A 20154-nucleotide genomic window follows, 5' to 3' on the forward strand; every position below is an offset into this window, starting at 1 on the left:
ATTAGTATGTTGTAACTAAAGTGCGCGTTTTTTTTATAACGCTACGCCTTCTATGCGTTATTGCCCGTCCAAACCGCGGATCGGTTTAATGGTCGACCATGCCCGGCAAGATGGACAATGCCAGTACATCGTGAAAGCGGTAAATCCACACTTCTGGCAACGATAACGTGGCTTGGTGCGCACTTGCTCACCCACCATGTTTCGCAACACCATCAGGCTTTCCTTCGCACGCCCTTCTTCCGCTTCCTGTAAGTGATAATCCATCAAACGATGGAACACACGCATGGTTGGGTGGCGCTGGAGCTGGCGGTTGATATATATTTGAGCGACTTCAGACCCTTCTTTGTGCTCAAGGATCTCTGCGAGCATCAGTTCTGCCCCTGCGCCGGTATTCTCTTCAACACAGCGTTTTAAGAAGGCTTCCCACTCTTGTGGCTTATCGAGTTGTTGATAGCAAGTCTGGAGCATCTCCAACGTTTCACTGACTAACTCACTATCTTGATTGATGACGCGTTGTAATGACTCAACCGCTTTTGCATATTCATTTCGAGCCATGAAGATACGGCCCATCATAATAGAAACTCGCGCACAGTTTTTATCGGCCGCTGCCCCTTTTTTCAGCAGTGACATGGCGCGGTCGAGATCGTCGCTCCCCATCAACTGCAAGGCTTGTTCACAATAGAAGTGAGCGATTTCAGTACGCTGTTTATCTTTACCCAGTTTCACCAGACGCTCGGCAACATCAATAGCCTTTTGCCAGTCGCTGGTCGCCTGATGAATCAGTAATAATTGCTGCAAGGCACCAATACGGAAATCTGTTTCATCGATCAGTTGCCCGAACATATCCTCTGCACGGTCATACAAACCGGCGGCCATGTAGTCACGACCCAATTGCTGAACCGCAAGCAGGCGCTGCTCGTAGGTTAGCGAGGCGCTTTCCATTAATGACTGATGGATTCGGATGGCGCGATCGACTTCACCGCGGGAACGGAACAAGTTACCCAGCGTGAGGTGAGCCTCAACGGTACTGGTGTCCTCTTTAAGCATATCGAGGAATAAATCTACGGCTTTATCTTGCTGGTTAGACAGCAAAAAGTTAACCCCCGCCACGTAATCACGCGACAGGCGGTTGGCTTCTTGTTGCTTGTCTTGATGCGCGCTTCTGCGGCCCATATACCAGCCGTAGAAGGCGGCAACAGGCAACAGCAGAAACAACAATTCCAACATGGCAGGTTATTCCTTCACAGCCGGTGCAACCACTGTGGTGGTGTCAGAACCCGTGGTGATTTGCTGTTCCAGGCGTTTGATCTTGCGATCGGCGCGGGCAAGGGAAACTCGCAAACGCAGCCAGAACAGACCACAAATCATCCAACCCAATAAAAAACCCGCAGCAAAAAGAGTCGCCAGCAAGGTGGAGACGCGATACTCGCCTTGTGCCAACAGATAATTGAAGTGTACAACCTGATCGTTTTGCGCGCCCAGAGTGACAGAAATCACAAAAATCGCTAGCACCAGTAAGAAAATGAATAAATATTTCACATTACTTCCCGTCATGTGGTCTTACGCGACTAAATTATGCCCTAATGCATTTCCAACGGTATAAACTACCATTTCCCGGTGTTCCGGGGAATCCATTAGCGACGTCCAATTCATAAGAAATGGGGATTAAATCAAGATTCTCAAGGTTCGCCGTCTCGTTCGGCTATTTCCTCATCTTCTTGCCTTGGTGGCGATAGTGGACCGCATAACTTTTGCGCAAGCCAGGTTGCCAGGGTAATTAATATCCAGGAGATTAATGTTGCGACTACCAAATCTCGCGGCCAGTGCATACCGAGCACTAACCGACTCCCCATCACCCCGACTGCCCACACCAGCAACAAAGCAATAGTCCACGTTCTCCTGCGCGGCCACAACAGGCCAACGCCCAGTAATGCCCAACTTGCGGCAAACATTGTGTGCCCGGAAGGGAAAGCAAATCCGGTCTCTTTTTGCCAGTGTTTACGTAGCCAACCAGGCACTTCCGCCTGAGACTCGAGCTGACTTTTAACCAGTTCGCTACGTTGCTTACGCTTTAAATTGTAGAACTCATCTGTTGGAATATGTTGTGTTTTTTCAAGCCATACCACAAAAGGACGAGGTTCTTGAACTTTGTCTTTGATGACGGATTTCACGCCTTGCCCAACAAGAATAGCCGCACCAAGGATGGCAAATAGCATGACTGCCGCTTTTAGGCGGAACCTCAGGCACCATAAAAACCAGGCGCATAAGCAAACATGAGTAATGATGCCCCACGGTTGCGTGACGGTTTCTGTCATCCAATACATCATTTTAAGCCAGGCGCCTTGCGCACCAGGAACCCACTGCCAACCTGAAATCCATACCGCTAGCGGCATGATTAATAGTATTCCGGCTCCAATTGTCGTTCGCTTCGCTATTGCCCTCATCACTTTTCCTTATGCAATTTGAGCATTAAGAATACCCGATAAAGCGCACCGATGGGAAAACGTGGCGTGACTTTAAGCGTAAAAATAGGAGTGCGCCCAGTCAATTAGGCGAAGTGCCCGGCGTTGTGGCAAAATAGCCAATAGGAATTTAACAAGCCAGAAAGCTGGCAGGTATCACGCGAGTCAATACTTCGTGAGCCAATAAGAGTACCTGGAGAATCACATGCAGCTTAAACGTGTGGCAGAAGCCAAACTGCCTACCCCATGGGGCGATTTCCTGATGGTGGGTTTTGAAGAACTGGCAACCGGGCAAGATCACGTTGCACTGGTTTTTGGTGACATTACTGGAAATGATTCTGTTCTGGCGCGTGTACATTCAGAGTGTCTGACGGGCGACGCCCTTTTCAGCCTGCGCTGCGACTGTGGTTTCCAGCTTGAAGCAGCTCTGGCTCAAATTGCTGAACAAGGTCGCGGTGTGTTGCTGTATCACCGCCAGGAAGGACGCAACATTGGCCTACTGAATAAAATTCGCGCCTACGCGTTGCAGGATAAAGGCTACGACACCGTTGAAGCGAACCACCAACTCGGTTTTGCTGCCGATGAACGCGACTTCACGCTGTGCGCAGACATGTTTAAATTATTGGGTATCGATGCGGTACGCTTGCTGACCAACAACCCGCGCAAGGTTGAGATTCTTTCTGAGGCAGGAATTAACATCACTGAGCGAGTGCCACTTATTGTGGGTCGCAACCCGAAGAACGCGCATTATCTGGATACCAAAGCGGCCAAAATGGGTCATTTACTGTCCAAAGAATAAGCTGTTTTCTCCCCCATCGCTGGGGGAGAATTTCTACTACTTCAGCATGTTACGAATCACGTAATGCAAAATCCCATCATTTTTGAAGTACGTCAGTTCATTACTGGTATCAATTCGGCAGCGACACTCAATCACCTCTTTTCTACCATCGGCAAAGGTTAATGACACCGGCACCGTAGTCCCGGGCACCAGTTCGTTCAGGCCAGTGATATCGATAAACTCCTCGCCCGTCAGCCCCAACGTTTTACGCGTCACGCCCTGCGGAAACTCCAGCGGAAGAATCCCCATACCAATCAGGTTGGAACGGTGAATTCGCTCGAAGGACTCGGCAATAACGACCCGCACACCCAGTAATCGCGGCCCTTTTGCCGCCCAGTCACGGCTAGAACCGGAGCCATATTCTTTACCGGCAAACACGGCAAGCGGGATCCCTTTATCGCGGTATTTCATTGCCGCATCATAAATCGAGACAACCTCATCGCCCGGTAACAATCGCGTCATGCCCCCTTCAACTCCCGGCACCATTTCATTGCGAATGCGAATATTGGCAAACGTGCCGCGCATCATCACTTCATGGTTGCCGCGTCGTGAGCCATAAGAGTTAAAATCTTTACGCTCAACGCCATGGTTTTGCAGATAGCGCCCAGCCGGACTGTCTGGCTTGATGCTACCGGCAGGTGAAATATGGTCTGTGGTCACCGAGTCGCCGAGGATCGCCAAAACGCGCGCACCATGAATCTCCGGTACGGGTTTTGGTGTGGCTTCCATATCATCAAAGAATGGCGACAGGCGAATGTAGGTAGAATCGCTTTGCCAGCCGTAAGTATTTGAACGGTCCACCTCGATGCTTTGCCATTCAGGTGTCCCCAGGAAGACTTCGGCATATTCTTTGTGGAACATTTCCGTTGTCACCTGTGCGACCGCACGAGCTATTTCCTGGCTGGTCGGCCAAATATCTTTGAGATAAACCGGCTCGCCTTTGAGGTCATGACCAAGTGGGTCGGTGGTCAGATTAATATTCATGTTCCCAGCCAGAGCATAAGCCACCACCAGTGGAGGGGATGCGAGCCAGTTGGTTTTCACCAATGGATGAATTCGCCCTTCAAAGTTACGGTTCCCCGAAAGCACGGCCCCCACGGTCAAATCGCCCTTCTTGATTGCTTGTTCAATAGGGTCCGGTAATGGGCCAGAGTTCCCGATGCACGTGGTACAACCGTATCCCACCAGATTAAAACCTAATTCATCGAGATAAGGTGTCAATCGGGCCTTCGCCAGGTAATCCGAAACCACTTTTGAGCCAGGCGCCAGCGACGCTTTTACCCAAGGCTGGCGTTTTAAACCTAAAGTCACCGCTTTCTTAGCCAGCAACCCTGCAGCCATCAGAACACTGGGGTTTGAGGTGTTAGTGCAAGAAGTAATCGCAGAAATGACCACCGCGCCATCAGGCAACTGGTATTCGCGCCCACCCATGGTGTAATTCACCGGCGCACGGTCTTTGTGAGAGGAGTTGAGTTCGAGTTCATTGCTGGCGTTGAACGCTTTCGGGACATCGCCCAGCGCAACGCGATCCTGCGGACGTTTTGGCCCCGCCAGGCTTGCTTCAACTTCATTCATATCCAGCGCCAGAGTGCTGGTAAATACCGGTTCATCGCCGGTATTTCGCCACATGCCCTGGGCTTTGGAATACGCCTCAACCAATGCTATCTGCTCTTCGCTGCGTCCACTCAGACGCATATAATCCAGCGTCACAGCGTCAATCGGGAAGAAACCGCAGGTGGCACCATATTCAGGAGCCATGTTGGCAATTGTTGCGCGATCGGCCAGGGGTAAAGTGTCCAGCCCGTCGCCGTAGAATTCAACGAACTTGCCCACAACGCCGTGTTTGCGTAGCATTTGCGTAACGGTCAAAACCAGGTCTGTCGCGGTAATGCCTTCGCGCAATTTACCGTCAAGTTTAAAGCCGACCACATCCGGAATAAGCATTGAAACCGGCTGGCCGAGCATGGCCGCTTCGGCTTCAATCCCCCCTACGCCCCAGCCCAAAACTCCGAGACCGTTGATCATGGTGGTATGGGAGTCAGTCCCCACCAGCGTGTCAGGATAAGCCACCAGCTCATCCCCCTGCATTTCACTCCACACGGCTTTACCGAGATATTCCAGGTTAACCTGGTGACAAATACCGGTTCCCGGTGGCACAACGCTGAAGCGACTGAAAGCTTGCTGCCCCCAACGCAGGAAGACATAGCGCTCATGGTTGCGCTCCATTTCGAGGCGCACGTTCTCCTCAAATGCATCATCGTCGCCAAAGTGATCGACAGTCACCGAGTGGTCAATGACCAGGTCCACAGGGGAAAGCGGGTTAACTTTGGCCACATCGCCACCGAGGCGTTTAACCGCTTCACGCATGGCGGCTAAGTCAACCACCGCCGGGACACCGGTGAAATCTTGCATCAGTACGCGAGCTGGGCGATAAGCAATTTCACGGTCCGCGTGAGCGTCTTTCAGCCAGGCGGCCAGCGCGTGAATGTCATCTTGAGTGACAGAATCTTCATCCTGCCAGCGCAGCAGGTTTTCGAGCAAAACTTTTAACGACTTGGGTAACCGGGTGATATCCCCAAGTTCTTTTGCGGCCAGCGGCAAGCTGTAATAGTGATAGGTTTTATTCAGCGCCTGTAAAGTGTCCTTACTGGCTTCTCGTAGGGTTAACGACATAGCTCCTCCATAAATTTCTTAGGATAGCGGTATCCCGGATGAAGATCAGGGACAGTATTAAAGATAACACAAAGATGTCGTAACGATTTGATAACAACCCAAATTGATAAATCGAGAAGTGTAAAGGGAAAGGAGGAGTGAATCAGCGCCCCGGCAGAGAACCAGGGCACAATCAAGAAAGTGTTACTGAGTCAGCATCCAAACCATTTGCGCCCAAAAGGCTAACGAAACAGTAAATGCGGTAAACCATGACCAGTACTTGACGCTACAGTGAGTATTCATAAGCCGCTCTCTTTATTTTAGTAAACACTGTGACTGAATAATTAATCAGTCGATTTGAATATTGCTGTGTGTAGTGATTACTTAAAGAGTGTGCTCTTAATCACGCTTAATTATAAAGTGTGACTGACAGCAAGTTAAATAAAGGTAAATGAGAATTATATTTATTGTTTAATATGTTCGTCTGTTGAAAACAGATCGATAAAGTCTTTTTGTTGTTGCGTCAGTTGCCATGACTCAGGCACCTGAACTTTTCCAGGTTTCGCTTCTTGTTGTGGTTTGTCATCTTTCTGACGCACCGTTTTCTGTGCTTGTGTTTGAGCAAAGGAAGTCATTGTTACCCCCAAAAATGCCAGGCTGCCACTGCAACGACAAGCCAGAACAGACCTGATACCAAAAACACCGCCATCCAGGCTTTACGTTTTAGCCCTGTTTCCCTCTGCGGTTCTTCACTTCCTGAAGGCATTGCTAACCTCATACAATCGGCACCACTTATCATAAAATCTTAAACAATCGGTATAATTAATCGCCTGATGGGATTAATCCTAAAGAAACTCTAGTACAAAAGCCAGCGAAATTGCTTCCCGAATGCAGGAAAAGATTTAATCTTTTGACCTGAAATAAATAATTGAAACAATAAATTTGCAGGGTAGTTAATTATTATCTACGTTTGTCTCTTAATTGAGACAGATTAACCACTTAAAAAGTATGGGTAATAAAGATTTGAGGGATATTTAAAACTGGAAGGGATGAATCATATTCTTTAATGCAAAGAGAAGAGGTATCTTTCCTGGGAGAAAAGATACCTTCAGATATTATTTAGCCGGTAATTTAATATCTTTAAACATGGCTTCAATATCTTCATTTGAACGCAAAGCAACGGCGGTATCGACAACATCACGCGTCAGGTGCGGCGCAAAACGCTGAATAAAATCATACATGTAACTGCGCAAGAAAGTGCTGCGGCGGAAACCTATTTTCGTGGTGCTGTGGCTGAAAACGCCCTGCGCTTCAATACGCACCAGGTCCGGGTCAGAAACCGGATCAACCGCCATACTGGCAATAACCCCCACACCTAAGCCCAAACGCACGTAGGTTTTAATCACATCAGCATCTGTTGCCGTGAAGACAATTCGCGGCGTTAATCCGGCACGGTTAAATGCAGTGTCTAATTCGGAACGCCCGGTGAAACCGAAGGTGTAGGTGACTAACGGATATTGAGCCAACTCTTCGATGGAAACCGACTCTTTCGATGCCAGCGGGTGATCCGGCGTCACCACAATCGAACGGTTCCAGTGGTAGCACGGCAGCATCACTAAATCATCGTAGAGATGCAGAGCTTCAGTCGCAATAGCAAAATCCGCATTACCCTTGGATACCGCTTCAGCAATCTGCGTAGGCGAACCCTGATGCATGTGAAGGGAAACGCGTGGATAGCGCTCAATAAACCCTTTAATCACATTTGGCAGCGCGTAACGCGCCTGTGTATGGGTCGTCGCGACATACAATGAACCCTTGTCCGGCCAGGTATGCTCACCCGCCACGGACTTAATGGCTTCAACTTTTGACAACACTTCGCGGGCAATACGGATAATCTCCTGCCCCGCAGGCGTTACCTGAGTCAGGTGTTTGCCGCTACGTGCAAAGATCTGAATCCCCAGTTCGTCTTCCAACATACGAACTTGTTTACTGATCCCCGGCTGAGAAGTGTAAAGCCCTTCTGCCGTCGACGAGACGTTGAGGTTGTGATTTACCACCTCTACGATATAACGAAGTTGCTGTAGTTTCATGACGTTCCATCCGCAGTAAAAACAGCCCCGACACGTGCGGTGGCAGGGATTCAGACAAGGTGAAATTCTCTCGGATTACTATATCACTTATACTATCTATGTATAGTTAGAAAGAAAAAATAATAATCAGGTTATATAAAAGGATATAAAAAAGCCGGAGCATCGGCCCCGGCTTTTGCGTCTGAAGGCTAGTTACTTCTTACCTTCAACCCACTTACCATCAACAAAGAATGCTGACCAGCCAGTCGCTTTGCCTTCTTTTTCAGAAGAAACATACTGTTGCTTAGTCTTACGGCTAAAGCGAACAACCGCTTTGTTGCCGTCTGCATCTTGCTGTGGTGCGTCGGCCAGATAACGCAGTTTTTCTGGCAGGCGGTCGCGGAAGCGATAAAGCTCTTCGACCAGCGGCGCACGTGTTTCACGCGATTTAGGGAAAGTGTTTGCCGCAAGGAAAACACCCGCCGCGCCATCACGCAGAACAAAGTAAGCGTCGGACTTCTCGCAAGGCAACTCAGGCAATGGAACCGGATCTTCCTTCGGAGGTGCCACTTCGCCATTACGCAGGATCTTACGCGTATTTTTGCAATCGTCATTGGTACAAGCCATGTACTTACCGAAACGCCCCATTTTCAGGTGCATTTCAGAACCACATTTCTCACACTCAACGATTGGGCCGTCATAACCCTTGATGCGGAATTCGCCCTCTTCGATTTCGTAACCATCACACGTCGGGTTATTACCACAGACGTGAAGTTTACGTTTCGGATCGATGAGGTAGCTGTCCATCGCAGTGCCACACTTCACGCAACGACGCTTCGCACGCAGGGCGTTAGTTTCCGCGTCATCGCCTTCCAGCACGTTGAGAACTTCGTTTTCCGGCACCAGGTTGATGGTGGTTTTGCAGCGTTCTTTCGGCGGCAGTGCATAACCAGAACAACCCAGGAACACACCAGTGCTGGCAGTACGAATACCCATTTCACGACCACAGGTCGGGCAATCAATACTGGTCAGAACCATCTGGTTTGGACGCATACCGCCTTCTTCCGGATCCAGTTCAGCTTTACCAAGCTGTTCGCTGAAGTCGCTAAAGAAGTTATCCAGCACCCCTTTCCACTCGGCCTGATTATTGGCCACCTGGTCAAGGCTGCTTTCCATCTGCGCGGTGAAATCGTAGTTCATCAGCTCACGGAAGTTTTCTTCCAGGCGGTCAGTAACTATTTCACCCATCTTTTCAGCGTAGAAGCGGCGGTTCTCTACACGCACATAGCCACGATCCTGGATGGTGGAAATGATTGACGCGTAAGTAGACGGACGGCCAATGCCACGCTTTTCCAACTCTTTAACCAACGAAGCTTCGCTAAAGCGAGCCGGTGGTTTTGTAAAGTGCTGCCCAGGAATAACTTCAACCAGCGCGAGCTCATCACCCTGTTCAACGGCGGGTAAAGTACGGTCTTCATCGCCTTTGCGCAGTGCAGGCATGACTTTAGTCCAGCCATCAAAACGCAGCGTACGGCCACGCGTTTTAAGGCGGAAGTCACCTGCTTGCACCGTCAAAGTGGTGGAATCGTATTGCGCTGGTGTCATCTGACACGCCACAAACTGGCGCCAGATCAACTGGTAAAGTTTCTGCGCGTCAGCTTCCATATCTTTAAGCGACTCAGCAACGACACTCACATCAGAAGGACGAATCGCTTCGTGCGCTTCCTGAGAGTTTTCTTTGCTGGAGTACTGATTCGCGGCTTCCGGGAGATATTTCTTACCGAAACTCTCTTCGATATACCCACGAACCATACTCACTGCATCCTGGCTCAAGTTGGTTGAGTCAGTACGCATGTAAGTGATATGACCCGCTTCATACAGACGCTGCGCCATCATCATGGTTTTCTTCACACCAAAACCAAGACGGGTGCTTGCAGCCTGTTGCAACGTGGAGGTGATAAACGGCGCACCAGGTTTGCTGCTGGTCGGTTTATCTTCACGCTCAAGCACGGTGTAACGCGCTTTTTCCAACTCGCTAACCGCAGACATTGTCTGCTCGCGGTTAACCGGGCGGAACGGCTTGTCTTTATGGTGGCTGACCTGAACCGGCAAACTATCGCCTTTCGGCGTTGTCAGATTCGCGTCAACTTCCCAGTACTCTTCCGGTACGAACGCTTTAATTTCACGTTCACGGTCAACAACCAGACGCACAGCAACGGACTGTACGCGGCCAGCAGAAAGACCACGGGCAATTTTTTTCCACAGCAGCGGAGACACCATGTAACCCACAACGCGGTCCATAAAACGACGCGCCTGCTGTGCGTTAACACGGTCAATATTCAATTCGCCCGGCTTTTCGAAGGCCTGTTGAATTGCATTTTTTGTGATCTCGTTAAACACAACACGGCTGTAACGCGTTTCATCCCCACCGATAACTTCCCGCAGGTGCCATGCAATGGCTTCCCCTTCGCGGTCAAGGTCGGTTGCGAGATAGATATGGTCTGCTTTTTCAGCCAGTGACTTCAGTTCTGAAACCACTTTTTCCTTACCAGGCAGCACTTCGTACTGTGCTTCCCAGTTGTGCCATGGATCGACACCCATACGATTTACGAGCGCGCCGCGTTCATCCTTTTTGACCTTTTTGGTCCCTTTGGTGGAGGCGGAGTCAGCGCTCTTCTTGGTGGTTGATCCACTGGTCGGCAAATCACGGATATGACCGACGCTGGACTTAACCACGTAGTCATTACCGAGATATTTGTTGATCGTTTTGGCTTTTGCCGGGGACTCAACGATGACGAGAGCTTTACCCATATTCACCTTTACCTAATGTAATTCTTCCAGGAGACGTCGCACACTAATCACACCTTCCACTGGCGACGCGCTTTTTTATATTGCGGCAGCGTCAATGGATATCAACTCTTTTTTCATCCACCGGCTGATTAGCGAACATTCGCAGGTGATTGAGATAACGAGTCTTTCGCACCGGTGACATAGCACGACGGAACTTTGGTTGAATGTCAAGCAATTCCGTTGCCAGATTTGCGAAAGCGTCACACTCTACCTGATAAAATGAGTTACGCAACTTTATTAGCATGCAACCCGGATTCCTGCCAGCACAGTAAACTGATTAAATCACCTTAGGTTTACAGGGAGATATTGCCCTTTGCAGTATAGCGGAAGTACACTACTGCCAGTTTTTAAAGGAGGAAATCATGCTACCAACCACTCAACCTATCGATAAACAGTCGCTACTCGTTGAAGCCAATAAAGTGATCCGTGCTCATGAAGATTTCATGCATGGAATGGAAGCAACGGACGTTGAACAAAAAAACGGGGTGCTGGTATTCAAAGGTGAATACTTCCTTGATGAGCAAGGCTTACCTACCGGGAAAAGCACCGCAGTATTTAATATGTTCAAGCATCTTGCGCATGTGTTTGCAGAGAAATATCACCTGCAAGACTAAGTAAAATAACGAGGCCAAATGGCCTCGTTTCTACTTTCACCTCAAATCTGATTACAACAGTGGTTTTTCACCACGCTGCCACCAGCGCAACAACAGATTATCTAAACTGTTAGCCGCGCTACCGGTGAAACGATCCATCATTTTTTTGCGGCGCGTGTAGTGCACATTAATCACATCGTGATTTTTCATCAGGCCAATCAGCAGGTCGTCGCTGGTGCTTACCGCATCAATCAAACCTTTTTCCAGTGCCTGCGTGCCGTACCAGTGCTCGCCCGTTGCAACAGAATCAATATCCAGTGATGGACGCATGTCATGCACAAACTGCTTAAATAGCAGATGTGTTTCATTCAGGTCTTCACGGAATTTTTCACGCCCCTGCTCGGTGTTTTCACCAAACAAAGTCAGAGTACGTTTGTACTGACCAGCAGTATGCAGTTCGACATCAATATCATTGCGTTTCAGCAAGCGGTGGAAGTTAGGCACCTGAGCCACCACGCCAATCGAACCAATAATAGAAAACGGAGCGGCAACGATTTTATCTGCCACGCACGCCATCATATAACCGCCGCTAGCCGCGACTTTATCGACAGCAACCGTCAGGCGCACTTTGCTCTCACGCAAACGCTGCAACTGTGATGCCGCCAGCCCATAACCATGCACCACACCGCCAGGGCTTTCCAGACGGAGTAAAACCTCATCTTCGGGTTTGACTACCGCCAGCACGGCTGTGATTTCTTCACGTAAGGAAGTGACTTCATGCGCATCCATACTTCCTTTAAAATCCAGAACATAAAGCGTCGGTTTGTCAGAAATAACCGTTTCGCCACGTTTAGCACGCGCTTTGGCTTGTTTAGCTTCCAGCTTATGTTTTTTCTTTTGGGTTTTATGCCAGAGTTTCTGCTGATGACCATCAAGTCTTGCGACCTGCATTTCTTCCTGCATTTCCTGGTATTGTTCACTTAAATTGGTGAGACGTAATTCCCCACGTTGGTGTCTTTTACGCCCGGCAACATTCACGATTATTGTGACAAGAATGCCAATAGCCGCAACGACCGTGACGATTTTCGCCAAAAAAAGCCCATAGTTTGCAATCAAATCCACGCTTTCCGCCTTCCATTCAGGACATTAAATATCTTCTGCTCAGTGTAACCGAGCGGTGATTCCGCGTCTGCAAGCAACTATAAATGCTGCGAGCCTGCTTCCTGAACGTTTTTAATAAAATGAAACTTTTGCAAAATGTTAATCAAAGGTATTGTCTCCTGTTGCCTGATTGAAATAACAAGCCCTTTCAGGCATAAAGCGTAAAGCCCATGCATACCCAGGTATTTCTGAGAATCAAGACGTGAGCGACACATCACGCGAGGAGTTGAATGTGCACTATCAACCGAAGACCGACTTACTGCAAAACCGCATCATTTTAGTCACCGGGGCCAGCGATGGCATCGGTCGAGAAGCCGCACTAACTTACGCCAGATACGGTGCCAGCGTCATATTACTGGGTCGTAACGAAGAAAAACTGCGCAGCGTTGCCCATGAACTACAGACCCGCTACGGCAGCCTTCCCCACTGGTTTATTCTCGATTTTGCCACGGCGACACCTGATGATTGCCAGAGTCTGGCACACAAGCTTTCAGGGTTAATTCCCCGCCTGGATGGCGTCCTGCATAATGCCGGGATCCTCGGCGATATTCGGCCAATGGACGAGCAAGATCCGCAAACGTGGCAGGCTGTGATGCAGGTCAATGTGAATGTGACTTTCTTCCTGACACAGGCTTTGCTTCCTTTATTACTCAAATCAGACTCAGGCTCACTGGTGTTCACCAGTTCGAGTGTCGGTCGTCAGGGCCGCGCGGGCTGGGGTGCCTATGCGGTATCAAAATTCGCGACTGAGGGCATGATGCAGGTGCTCGCAGAAGAGTATAAGCAGCATAATTTACGCGTTAATTGTATTAACCCAGGCGGAACGCGAACTGCTATGCGCGCAAGTGCATTCCCGACCGAAGACCCCGAAAAACTGAAAACGCCACGTGATTTAATGCCGCTCTATCTTTGGCTAATGGGCGATGACAGCCGCCGCAAAACAGGCATGAGCTTTGATGCTCAACCCAATCGTAAACCAGGAATTTCCGAATGAGTGAAGATCGTTACCAGCAGCGCCAACAGCGCCAGAAAGAAAAAGTGGATGCCCGCGTCGCAGCAGCGCAAGAAGAACGCGGGATTGTGATTGTCTTTACCGGAAACGGTAAAGGTAAAACGACAGCCGCTTTCGGCACCGCCACACGCGCAGTCGGGCACGGCAAAAAAGTCGGCGTTATCCAATTCATCAAAGGCCAATGGCCGAATGGCGAACGCAATTTACTGGAGCCATTAGGCGTGGAATTTCAGGTGATGGCGACCGGTTTTACCTGGGATACACAAAACCGCGAAACGGATACCGCAGCGTGCGTGGAAGTGTGGGAGCATGCAAAGCGTATGTTGGCAGACAGCTCACTGGATATGGTTATTCTCGACGAAATCACCTACATGGTGGCCTATGACTATTTACCGCTGGAAGAGGTGCTGACGGCCCTGACACAGCGTCCAGAGAGCCAGACGGTGATTATTACCGGACGTGGATGTCATCGGGATATTCTTGAAATCGCAGATACCGTCAGCGAGTTACGGCCTGTGAAGCACGCGTTTGATGCGGGTGTTAAAGCGCAAATCGGTATTGATTATTAAGCATTAAAAAACCCCTCAACTGAGGGGTTTGTATTTTAGCTGCTGCGACCACCGCGACGACCGCCGCCACCCGTGGTTTGCGTATGGCGTTTAACCGCACGGCGAATCTGATTCGCTTTCATACGACGACGGTCTTTTTCAACCGCCACTTTGCTTTCTGTCTCTTCAGGCAGTTCTACCAATTTACGCAGGTAGTTAGTTTGCCCCAGATCGAGTTCGGTATAACCGCCACGCGGCAGGCCTTTCGGCAACTGAATGTCACCGTAACGCACACGAATCAGACGGCTAACCTGCACACCAACCGCTTCCCACAGGCGACGCACTTCACGGTTGCGGCCTTCGGTCAGAGTCACGTTGTACCACTGGTTAATCCCTTCACCACCGGTAAATTTGATGGTTTTGAATGCCGCTGGGCCATCTTCAAGCTGCACGCCACGACCCAACTGTTTCACTTTGTCGTCGTCAATTTCGCCAAATACACGCACCGCGTATTCACGCTCAACTTCACGGCTTGGGTGCATCAGGCGGTTTGCCAGCTCACCATCAGTGGTGAAAAGCAGTAAACCACAGGTATTCACATCCAGACGACCGACCGCAATCCAACGCGCGCCGCGCAATTTTGGTAAACGGTCAAATACGGTTGGACGCCCTTCAGGGTCATTACGCGTACATAATTCGCCTTCTGGCTTGTAATAAGCCAACACGCGGCAAATTTGTTCAGCAGATTCTTTAATAGAAATCAGGTGACCATCAATACGGATTTTCAGCGCATGTGTCACTTCAACACGGTCGCCTAATTTGGCAATTTTGCCATCCACACTGACACGGCCTGCGGAGATAATTGTTTCAATCTCACGACGGGAACCATGACCAGCACGGGCTAAAACTTTTTGTAACTTTTCGCTCTTATCGCTCATTGAGCTTCCTCGGGTGTCGCCTTCACAGGCGTCGAATTGGGGTAATGGGGCCTGATAGCCCCATTTTAGGCCGGACAGTATAGCCGCAGACGAACTTATAAGAAAGGTTTTGCATCGCCCGCGCCTTCGCGGATAACAACCGGTGAATCGTCGGTCAAATCCACCACCGTTGTCGGTTGCTGGCCGAGGTAACCGCCGTGAATCACTAAATCGACAACTTTCTCGAGTCTGTCTTTAATCTCTTCCGGGTCAGACTCGGTAAATTCACTTCCTGGCAGCATCAGCGACGTCGATAGCATCGGCTCGTTCAGCACTTCGAGCAGTGCCAGCGCAATCGGGTTTGAAGGCACGCGCAGACCAATAGTTTTGCGCTTTTCCTGCAACAAACGGCGCGGGACTTCTTTCGTGCCTTTGAGAATAAACGTGTAATTGCCCGGCGTATTATTTTTGATTAAGCGAAACGCCACGTTATCGACAAATGCGTAGGTCGAAAGCTCCGACAGGTCGCGACACATCAGGGTGAAGTTGTGCCCGTCAGGTAACTGGCGAATACGGCAAATGCGCTCCATCGCCGACTTATCTTCCAGTTTACACCCCAGCGCATAACCCGAATCGGTGGGATAAACAATGACGCCGCCCTTGCGAACAATTTCTACCGCCTGGTTAATCAGGCGCTGTTGCGGGTTATCCGGATGAATATAGAAAAATTGACTCATAGTGCCCTCTCTTTTTCGCTATAACTTTTCTCCCAATTCTGCCAGACCGGCTCGACGCCACCGGGCAGCCAGAGCTTGCGCCCAAGCTCAATCCACGCACATGGCATATGGAAATCTGAGCCTTGCGACGCCAGCAAATTAAATTGCTGTGCGTAACTCGCAAGTTGGGTGCGCTCATTGGGGGCTTGCTGACACTGGGCGACTTCCATGGCATCGCCACCACTTTCGGCAAACTGCGCCAGCAATCTTTTCAGCCATTTAGCGGTAAGGTCATAACGGCCTGGATGTGCCAGAACCGCTTGTCCGCCAGAATGATGAATGACATCAATAGCTTGTTCTATTGTACACCACTGTGGCGGAACGTAACCGGTTTTCCCTTTTGCAAGATATTTCTTAAACACATCGGCCATGGTATTGGCTTTCCCGCACTCCACCAGATAACGCGCGAAATGCCCACGGGTGACTTCTCCGCCGTTGGCATGACGCATTGCACCTTCCAGCGCACCGGGGATATGGGCTTTTTCAAGCCGTTCTGCGATCAAGGCCGCACGTTGAACACGGCGCTCGCTTTGCTGCGCTAAAAATTCTGTCAGAACGGGATGATGTTCATCAACACCCAATCCAACGATATGGATTTCATGATTTTCCCAGACGGTGGAAATCTCCACACCGCTGATCACGCGCAGGGGCAGTTGCAGGCGTGATACCGCTTCCCTTGCAGCGCCAATTCCGGCTACTGTGTCATGGTCAGTGATTGCCAGAATACCCACTCGCATTTCTACTGCACGCTTCACCAGCGCTTCGGGCGTTAACAAGCCATCTGACGCGGTGGTATGGCTATGTAAGTCGTAAATCACCGCTAGTGTGGGTTCGCTCAAAATGGCTCCGGGTGTGTTAATAAAAAGAAAACGCCGCTCATAATAACGATATTCGGCAATAACTAAAAATCGCTATTGACTTTGATTCATCGAACTAGTTAACTAGTACGAAAGTTCACACGAGAAAGGTATCTGAAAATGAAAGCGAACATCCTCATGCATAGCGGGTGGCGTACTTCCTGATAACGGGCAGTGTAATCGCTATGGCTGAAATTCAGCCCAGATACCAGGCCCGCCCAGAGCGGGCTTTTTTTTGAACAAAATATGAGAGCAGAAAATGCAAACACAAAAACCAGCGCTCGAATTACTCATCGGTGACGCGCCATATCGTGATAACCCAACAGCGGTTTTCCACCAGCTATGCGGCGCGCGCCCTGCGACCTTGTTGCTCGAATCAGCCGATATCGACAGCAAAGATGATTTGAAAAGCCTGCTGTTAGTTGACAGCGCGCTACGGATTACCGCTTTAGGTGACACCGTCACGATTCAAGCTCTATCTGAGAACGGTGCTTCATTACTCCCTTTGCTTGATGCAGCACTTCCTGCTGGAGTTGAGAACCAACATTCTCCGCAAGGCCGTGTCCTGCGCTTCCCGGCGGTGAGTTCCCTGCTCGATGAAGATGCGCGTCTGTGTTCACTGTCGGTATTTGATGCCTTCCGCATTATGCAGGAACTGGTCACGGTGCCGGAAAACGAACGCGAGGCGATGTTCTTCGGCGGTTTGTTTGCCTACGACCTGGTTGCGGGATTTGAAGACTTACCTACTCTCAAGCAAGACAACAACTGCCCTGATTACTGTTTCTATTTAGCTGAAACGCTGCTGGTGATTGACCATCAGAGAAAACATACCCGTATCCAGGCGAGCCTGTTCACTCCGTCAGCTTCTGAAAAACAGCGTTTAATTCAGCGCACGGCGCAATTGAGCAAGCAAATGCAGCAAGAGCCTTCTGCGCTGCCGGTGCAAAAAGTGGAACGCATGACCTGCGAGTGCAACCAGAGCGATGAAGAATTTGGCGATGTGGTGCGCAAAATGCAAAAAGCGATCCGCATCGGTGAGATTTTCCAGGTCGTGCCATCGCGTCGCTTCTCACTCCCTTGCCCTTCTCCACTGGCTGCGTACCAGACGCTGAAAAAGAGCAACCCAAGCCCGTATATGTTCTTTATGCAGGACAATGATTTCACCTTATTTGGCGCATCCCCGGAAAGCTCGTTGAAATACGACGCGGATTCCCGCCAGATTGAAATCTACCCGATTGCCGGAACTCGCCCACGCGGTCGCCGCGCAGATGGAACGCTGGATCGTGACCTCGACAGCCGCATAGAGTTGGAAATGCGTACTGACCATAAAGAGATGTCCGAGCATTTAATGCTGGTAGATCTCGCCCGTAACGACCTGGCACGCATTTGCACTCCTGGCAGCCGTTACGTTGCCGACCTGACGAAAGTCGACCGTTATTCGTTTGTGATGCACCTGGTTTCCCGTGTTGTAGGCGAGCTGCATAAAGATCTCGATGTGCTGCATGCTTACCGCGCCTGCATGAATATGGGCACGTTGAGCGGTGCGCCAAAAGTTCGTGCGATGCAGTTGATTGCCAAAGCCGAAGGCGTGCGCCGTGGCAGTTACGGCGGCGCGGTCGGTTACTTCACCGCGCACGGTGATTTAGACACCTGCATCGTTATCCGCTCTGCCTACGTTGAAAACGGTATTGCCACCGTTCAGGCAGGCGCTGGCGTGGTGCTGGACTCCGTCCCGCAGTCCGAAGCCGATGAAACCCGCAATAAAGCCCGCGCTGTACTGCGCGCCATTGCCACCGCGCATCACGCACAGGAGATTTTCTGATGGCTGACATTCTGCTGCTCGATAACATCGACTCGTTCACTTATAACCTGGCCGATCAGTTGCGTGCCAACGGACACAATGTCGTTATCTATCGCAACCATGTTCCGGCGCAAACGTTAATTGAACGTCTGGAAACCATGGATAACCCGGTGTTGATGCTTTCCCCAGGCCCTGGCGCGCCAAGTGAAGCAGGCTGTATGCCAGAGTTACTGACTCGCCTGCGCGGCAAATTGCCGATTATCGGTATCTGCCTCGGCCACCAGGCGATTGTTGAAGCCTACGGCGGGTACGTTGGCCAGGCGGGTGAAATCCTGCATGGTAAAGCCTCGATTATTTCTCATGATGGCGAAGCGATGTTTGCCGGTCTGCCAAATCCGCTGCCAGTTGCCCGTTATCATTCATTGGTTGGCAGCAACATTCCGGCAGGCTTGACGATTAACGCCCATTTCGATGGCATGGTGATGGCGGTTCGCCACGACGCTGACCGCGTATGTGGTTTCCAGTTCCACCCTGAATCCATCCTGACTACCCACGGCGCGCGTCTGCTCGAACAAACGCTCGACTGGGCGCTGTTGAAGTTAAAACAAGCCAACACGCTGCAACCGATTCTCGACAAACTGTATAAAGCGCAAACCCTGAGCCGGGAAGAGAGCCACCAACTGTTCGCCGCAATAGTGCGCGGCGAGCTGAAGCCAGAACAACTGGCCGCTGCGCTGGTAAGTATGAAAGTGCGCGGCGAGCATCCAAACGAAATTGCCGGGGCGGCAACAGCGATGCTTGAAGCGGCTGCGCCATTCCCAAGCCCGGACTACCCGTTTGCCGATATCGTTGGTACCGGCGGCGATGGCAGCAACAGCATTAACATCTCGACCGCCAGCGCGTTTGTTGCCGCAGCGGTCGGACTGAAAGTTGCCAAACACGGCAACCGCAGCGTTTCCAGTAAATCAGGTTCGTCAGACTTACTGGCCGCTTTTGGTATTAACCTGGAAATGAGTGCTGATGCATCGCGCAAAGCGCTGGATGATTTAGGTGTCTGTTTCCTGTTCGCGCCGAAATATCACACCGGTTTCCGCCACGCGATGCCTGTGCGCCAGCAGTTAAAAACACGCACATTGTTTAACGTACTCGGGCCGCTGATTAACCCGGCTCACCCGCAAATGGCGCTGATTGGTGTTTATAGCGCGGAACTGGTGCTGCCAATTGCCGAAACCCTGCGCGTATTGGGATACAAACGTGCGGCGGTAGTACACAGCGGTGGAATGGACGAAGTTTCTCTGCATGCCACCACGCAAGTGGCAGAACTGAACGAAGGCGAGATTAAAAGTTACCAGCTTGAAGCCACCGATTTCGGCCTGCCCGCCTATCACCAGGACGAGCTTGCAGGCGGCACACCGGAAGAAAACCGTGACATTCTCACCCGCCTGTTACAAGGTAAAGGAGAGACGGCTCATGAGTCTGCGGTAGCGGCAAACGTCGCCATGTTAATGCGTCTTCACGGGCAAGAAGATCTCAAAGCAAACGCACAACGAGTGCTGGAAGTACTGCGCAGCGGTGCTGCGTATGACCGGGTAACAGCGCTGGCAGGAAGAGGATAAGT

The 20154-nt window shown here is 50.5% G+C and carries 19 protein-coding genes and 1 other annotated feature; of the genes, 6 read left to right on the plus strand and 13 right to left on the minus strand.

Annotated elements, in window-relative coordinates; translation table 11 throughout:
* Nucleotides 1-57: 57 nt before the first annotated feature.
* The 3 genes from lapB to pgpB form a co-directional block, all read right to left on the minus strand.
* Complete coding sequence (lapB, locus tag GBAG_RS10080; protein ID WP_034495658.1) at nucleotides 58-1227, minus strand: lipopolysaccharide assembly protein LapB; 1170 nt, start codon at nucleotides 1225-1227, stop codon at nucleotides 58-60.
* Nucleotides 1228-1233: 6 nt separating this feature from the next.
* Nucleotides 1234-1539: a LapA family protein gene (locus GBAG_RS10085; RefSeq protein ID WP_034495660.1), complete on the minus strand. Its 306-nt coding sequence runs from the start codon at nucleotides 1537-1539 to the stop codon at nucleotides 1234-1236.
* Nucleotides 1540-1679: 140 nt separating this feature from the next.
* Nucleotides 1680-2444 (minus strand): phosphatidylglycerophosphatase B, encoded by a 765-nt coding sequence (gene pgpB / locus GBAG_RS10090; protein ID WP_034495661.1) that lies wholly within the window; start codon nucleotides 2442-2444, stop codon nucleotides 1680-1682.
* A gap of 223 nt (nucleotides 2445-2667) precedes the next feature.
* Between pgpB and ribA the strand changes: the two genes are divergently transcribed.
* Nucleotides 2668-3261 (plus strand): GTP cyclohydrolase II, encoded by a 594-nt coding sequence (ribA, locus tag GBAG_RS10095; RefSeq protein ID WP_034495662.1) that lies wholly within the window; start codon nucleotides 2668-2670, stop codon nucleotides 3259-3261.
* Between the two features lie 36 nt (nucleotides 3262-3297).
* Here the strand turns inward: ribA and acnA are convergent, their stop codons facing one another.
* The 6 genes from acnA to topA all read right to left on the minus strand — a co-directional run bounded on the left by acnA (nucleotide 3298) and on the right by topA (nucleotide 10832).
* Nucleotides 3298-5973 carry an aconitate hydratase AcnA gene (gene acnA / locus GBAG_RS10100; protein ID WP_034495663.1) on the minus strand — a complete coding sequence of 892 codons (2676 nt, stop codon included), beginning with the start codon at nucleotides 5971-5973 and terminating at the stop codon, nucleotides 3298-3300.
* A 183-nt stretch (nucleotides 5974-6156) separates the two neighbouring features.
* Entirely contained in the window at nucleotides 6157-6255 is a 99-nt protein-coding gene (gene ymiC / locus GBAG_RS23165) for a small membrane protein YmiC (RefSeq protein ID WP_273693565.1), read from the minus strand.
* A gap of 161 nt (nucleotides 6256-6416) precedes the next feature.
* Nucleotides 6417-6587 (minus strand): hypothetical protein, encoded by a 171-nt coding sequence (locus GBAG_RS22730; protein WP_156104875.1) that lies wholly within the window; start codon nucleotides 6585-6587, stop codon nucleotides 6417-6419.
* Between the two features lie 2 nt (nucleotides 6588-6589).
* Nucleotides 6590-6751 carry a YmiA family putative membrane protein gene (locus GBAG_RS23170; RefSeq protein WP_115628448.1) on the minus strand — a complete coding sequence of 54 codons (162 nt, stop codon included), beginning with the start codon at nucleotides 6749-6751 and terminating at the stop codon, nucleotides 6590-6592.
* Nucleotides 6752-7067: 316 nt separating this feature from the next.
* Nucleotides 7068-8042: an HTH-type transcriptional regulator CysB gene (gene cysB / locus GBAG_RS10105; RefSeq protein ID WP_034495664.1), complete on the minus strand. Its 975-nt coding sequence runs from the start codon at nucleotides 8040-8042 to the stop codon at nucleotides 7068-7070.
* 192 nt (nucleotides 8043-8234) lie between these two features.
* Nucleotides 8235-10832, minus strand: a complete 2598-nt coding sequence (gene topA, locus GBAG_RS10110) for a type I DNA topoisomerase (RefSeq protein ID WP_034495665.1) — start codon at nucleotides 10830-10832, stop codon at nucleotides 8235-8237.
* Between the two features lie 401 nt (nucleotides 10833-11233).
* Here topA and GBAG_RS10120 point away from each other — a divergent pair, with 401 nt between their 5' ends.
* Nucleotides 11234-11485: a YciN family protein gene (locus tag GBAG_RS10120; RefSeq protein ID WP_034495667.1), complete on the plus strand. Its 252-nt coding sequence runs from the start codon at nucleotides 11234-11236 to the stop codon at nucleotides 11483-11485.
* 51 nt (nucleotides 11486-11536) lie between these two features.
* Here the strand turns inward: GBAG_RS10120 and sohB are convergent, their stop codons facing one another.
* Complete coding sequence (sohB, locus tag GBAG_RS10125; RefSeq protein ID WP_034495668.1) at nucleotides 11537-12586, minus strand: protease SohB; 1050 nt, start codon at nucleotides 12584-12586, stop codon at nucleotides 11537-11539.
* Nucleotides 12587-12857: 271 nt separating this feature from the next.
* Here sohB and GBAG_RS10130 point away from each other — a divergent pair, with 271 nt between their 5' ends.
* Complete coding sequence (locus GBAG_RS10130; RefSeq protein ID WP_034495669.1) at nucleotides 12858-13619, plus strand: YciK family oxidoreductase; 762 nt, start codon at nucleotides 12858-12860, stop codon at nucleotides 13617-13619.
* Nucleotides 13616-14206, plus strand: a complete 591-nt coding sequence (gene cobO / locus GBAG_RS10135) for a cob(I)yrinic acid a,c-diamide adenosyltransferase (protein ID WP_034495671.1) — start codon at nucleotides 13616-13618, stop codon at nucleotides 14204-14206. The genes GBAG_RS10130 and cobO overlap by 4 nt, the downstream gene beginning before the upstream one ends.
* 35 nt (nucleotides 14207-14241) lie before the next feature.
* Here cobO and rluB read toward each other — a convergent pair whose 3' ends face one another.
* The 3 genes from rluB to rnm form a co-directional block, all read right to left on the minus strand.
* Nucleotides 14242-15123, minus strand: coding sequence for a 23S rRNA pseudouridine(2605) synthase RluB (rluB, locus tag GBAG_RS10140; RefSeq protein ID WP_034495672.1), 882 nt, complete (start codon nucleotides 15121-15123; stop codon nucleotides 14242-14244).
* A 95-nt stretch (nucleotides 15124-15218) separates the two neighbouring features.
* Nucleotides 15219-15839 (minus strand): L-threonylcarbamoyladenylate synthase, encoded by a 621-nt coding sequence (locus GBAG_RS10145; protein WP_034495673.1) that lies wholly within the window; start codon nucleotides 15837-15839, stop codon nucleotides 15219-15221.
* Nucleotides 15836-16717: an RNase RNM gene (rnm, locus tag GBAG_RS10150; protein ID WP_034495675.1), complete on the minus strand. Its 882-nt coding sequence runs from the start codon at nucleotides 16715-16717 to the stop codon at nucleotides 15836-15838. The genes GBAG_RS10145 and rnm overlap by 4 nt, the downstream gene beginning before the upstream one ends.
* Before the next feature lie 159 nt (nucleotides 16718-16876).
* Nucleotides 16877-16972, plus strand: a sequence feature (Trp leader region).
* 22 nt (nucleotides 16973-16994) lie between these two features.
* Here rnm and GBAG_RS10155 point away from each other — a divergent pair.
* A complete protein-coding gene (locus GBAG_RS10155; RefSeq protein WP_034495676.1) occupies nucleotides 16995-18557 on the plus strand; it encodes an anthranilate synthase component 1 in 1563 nt (520 codons plus the stop codon).
* A complete protein-coding gene (trpD, locus tag GBAG_RS10160; protein ID WP_034495677.1) occupies nucleotides 18557-20152 on the plus strand; it encodes a bifunctional anthranilate synthase glutamate amidotransferase component TrpG/anthranilate phosphoribosyltransferase TrpD in 1596 nt (531 codons plus the stop codon). The genes GBAG_RS10155 and trpD overlap by 1 nt, the downstream gene beginning before the upstream one ends.
* Nucleotides 20153-20154 lie beyond the last annotated feature (2 nt).

Origin of the sequence: Buttiauxella agrestis ATCC 33320 (genome assembly GCF_000735355.1) — a bacterium.
GTDB lineage: Bacteria > Pseudomonadota > Gammaproteobacteria > Enterobacterales > Enterobacteriaceae > Buttiauxella > Buttiauxella agrestis.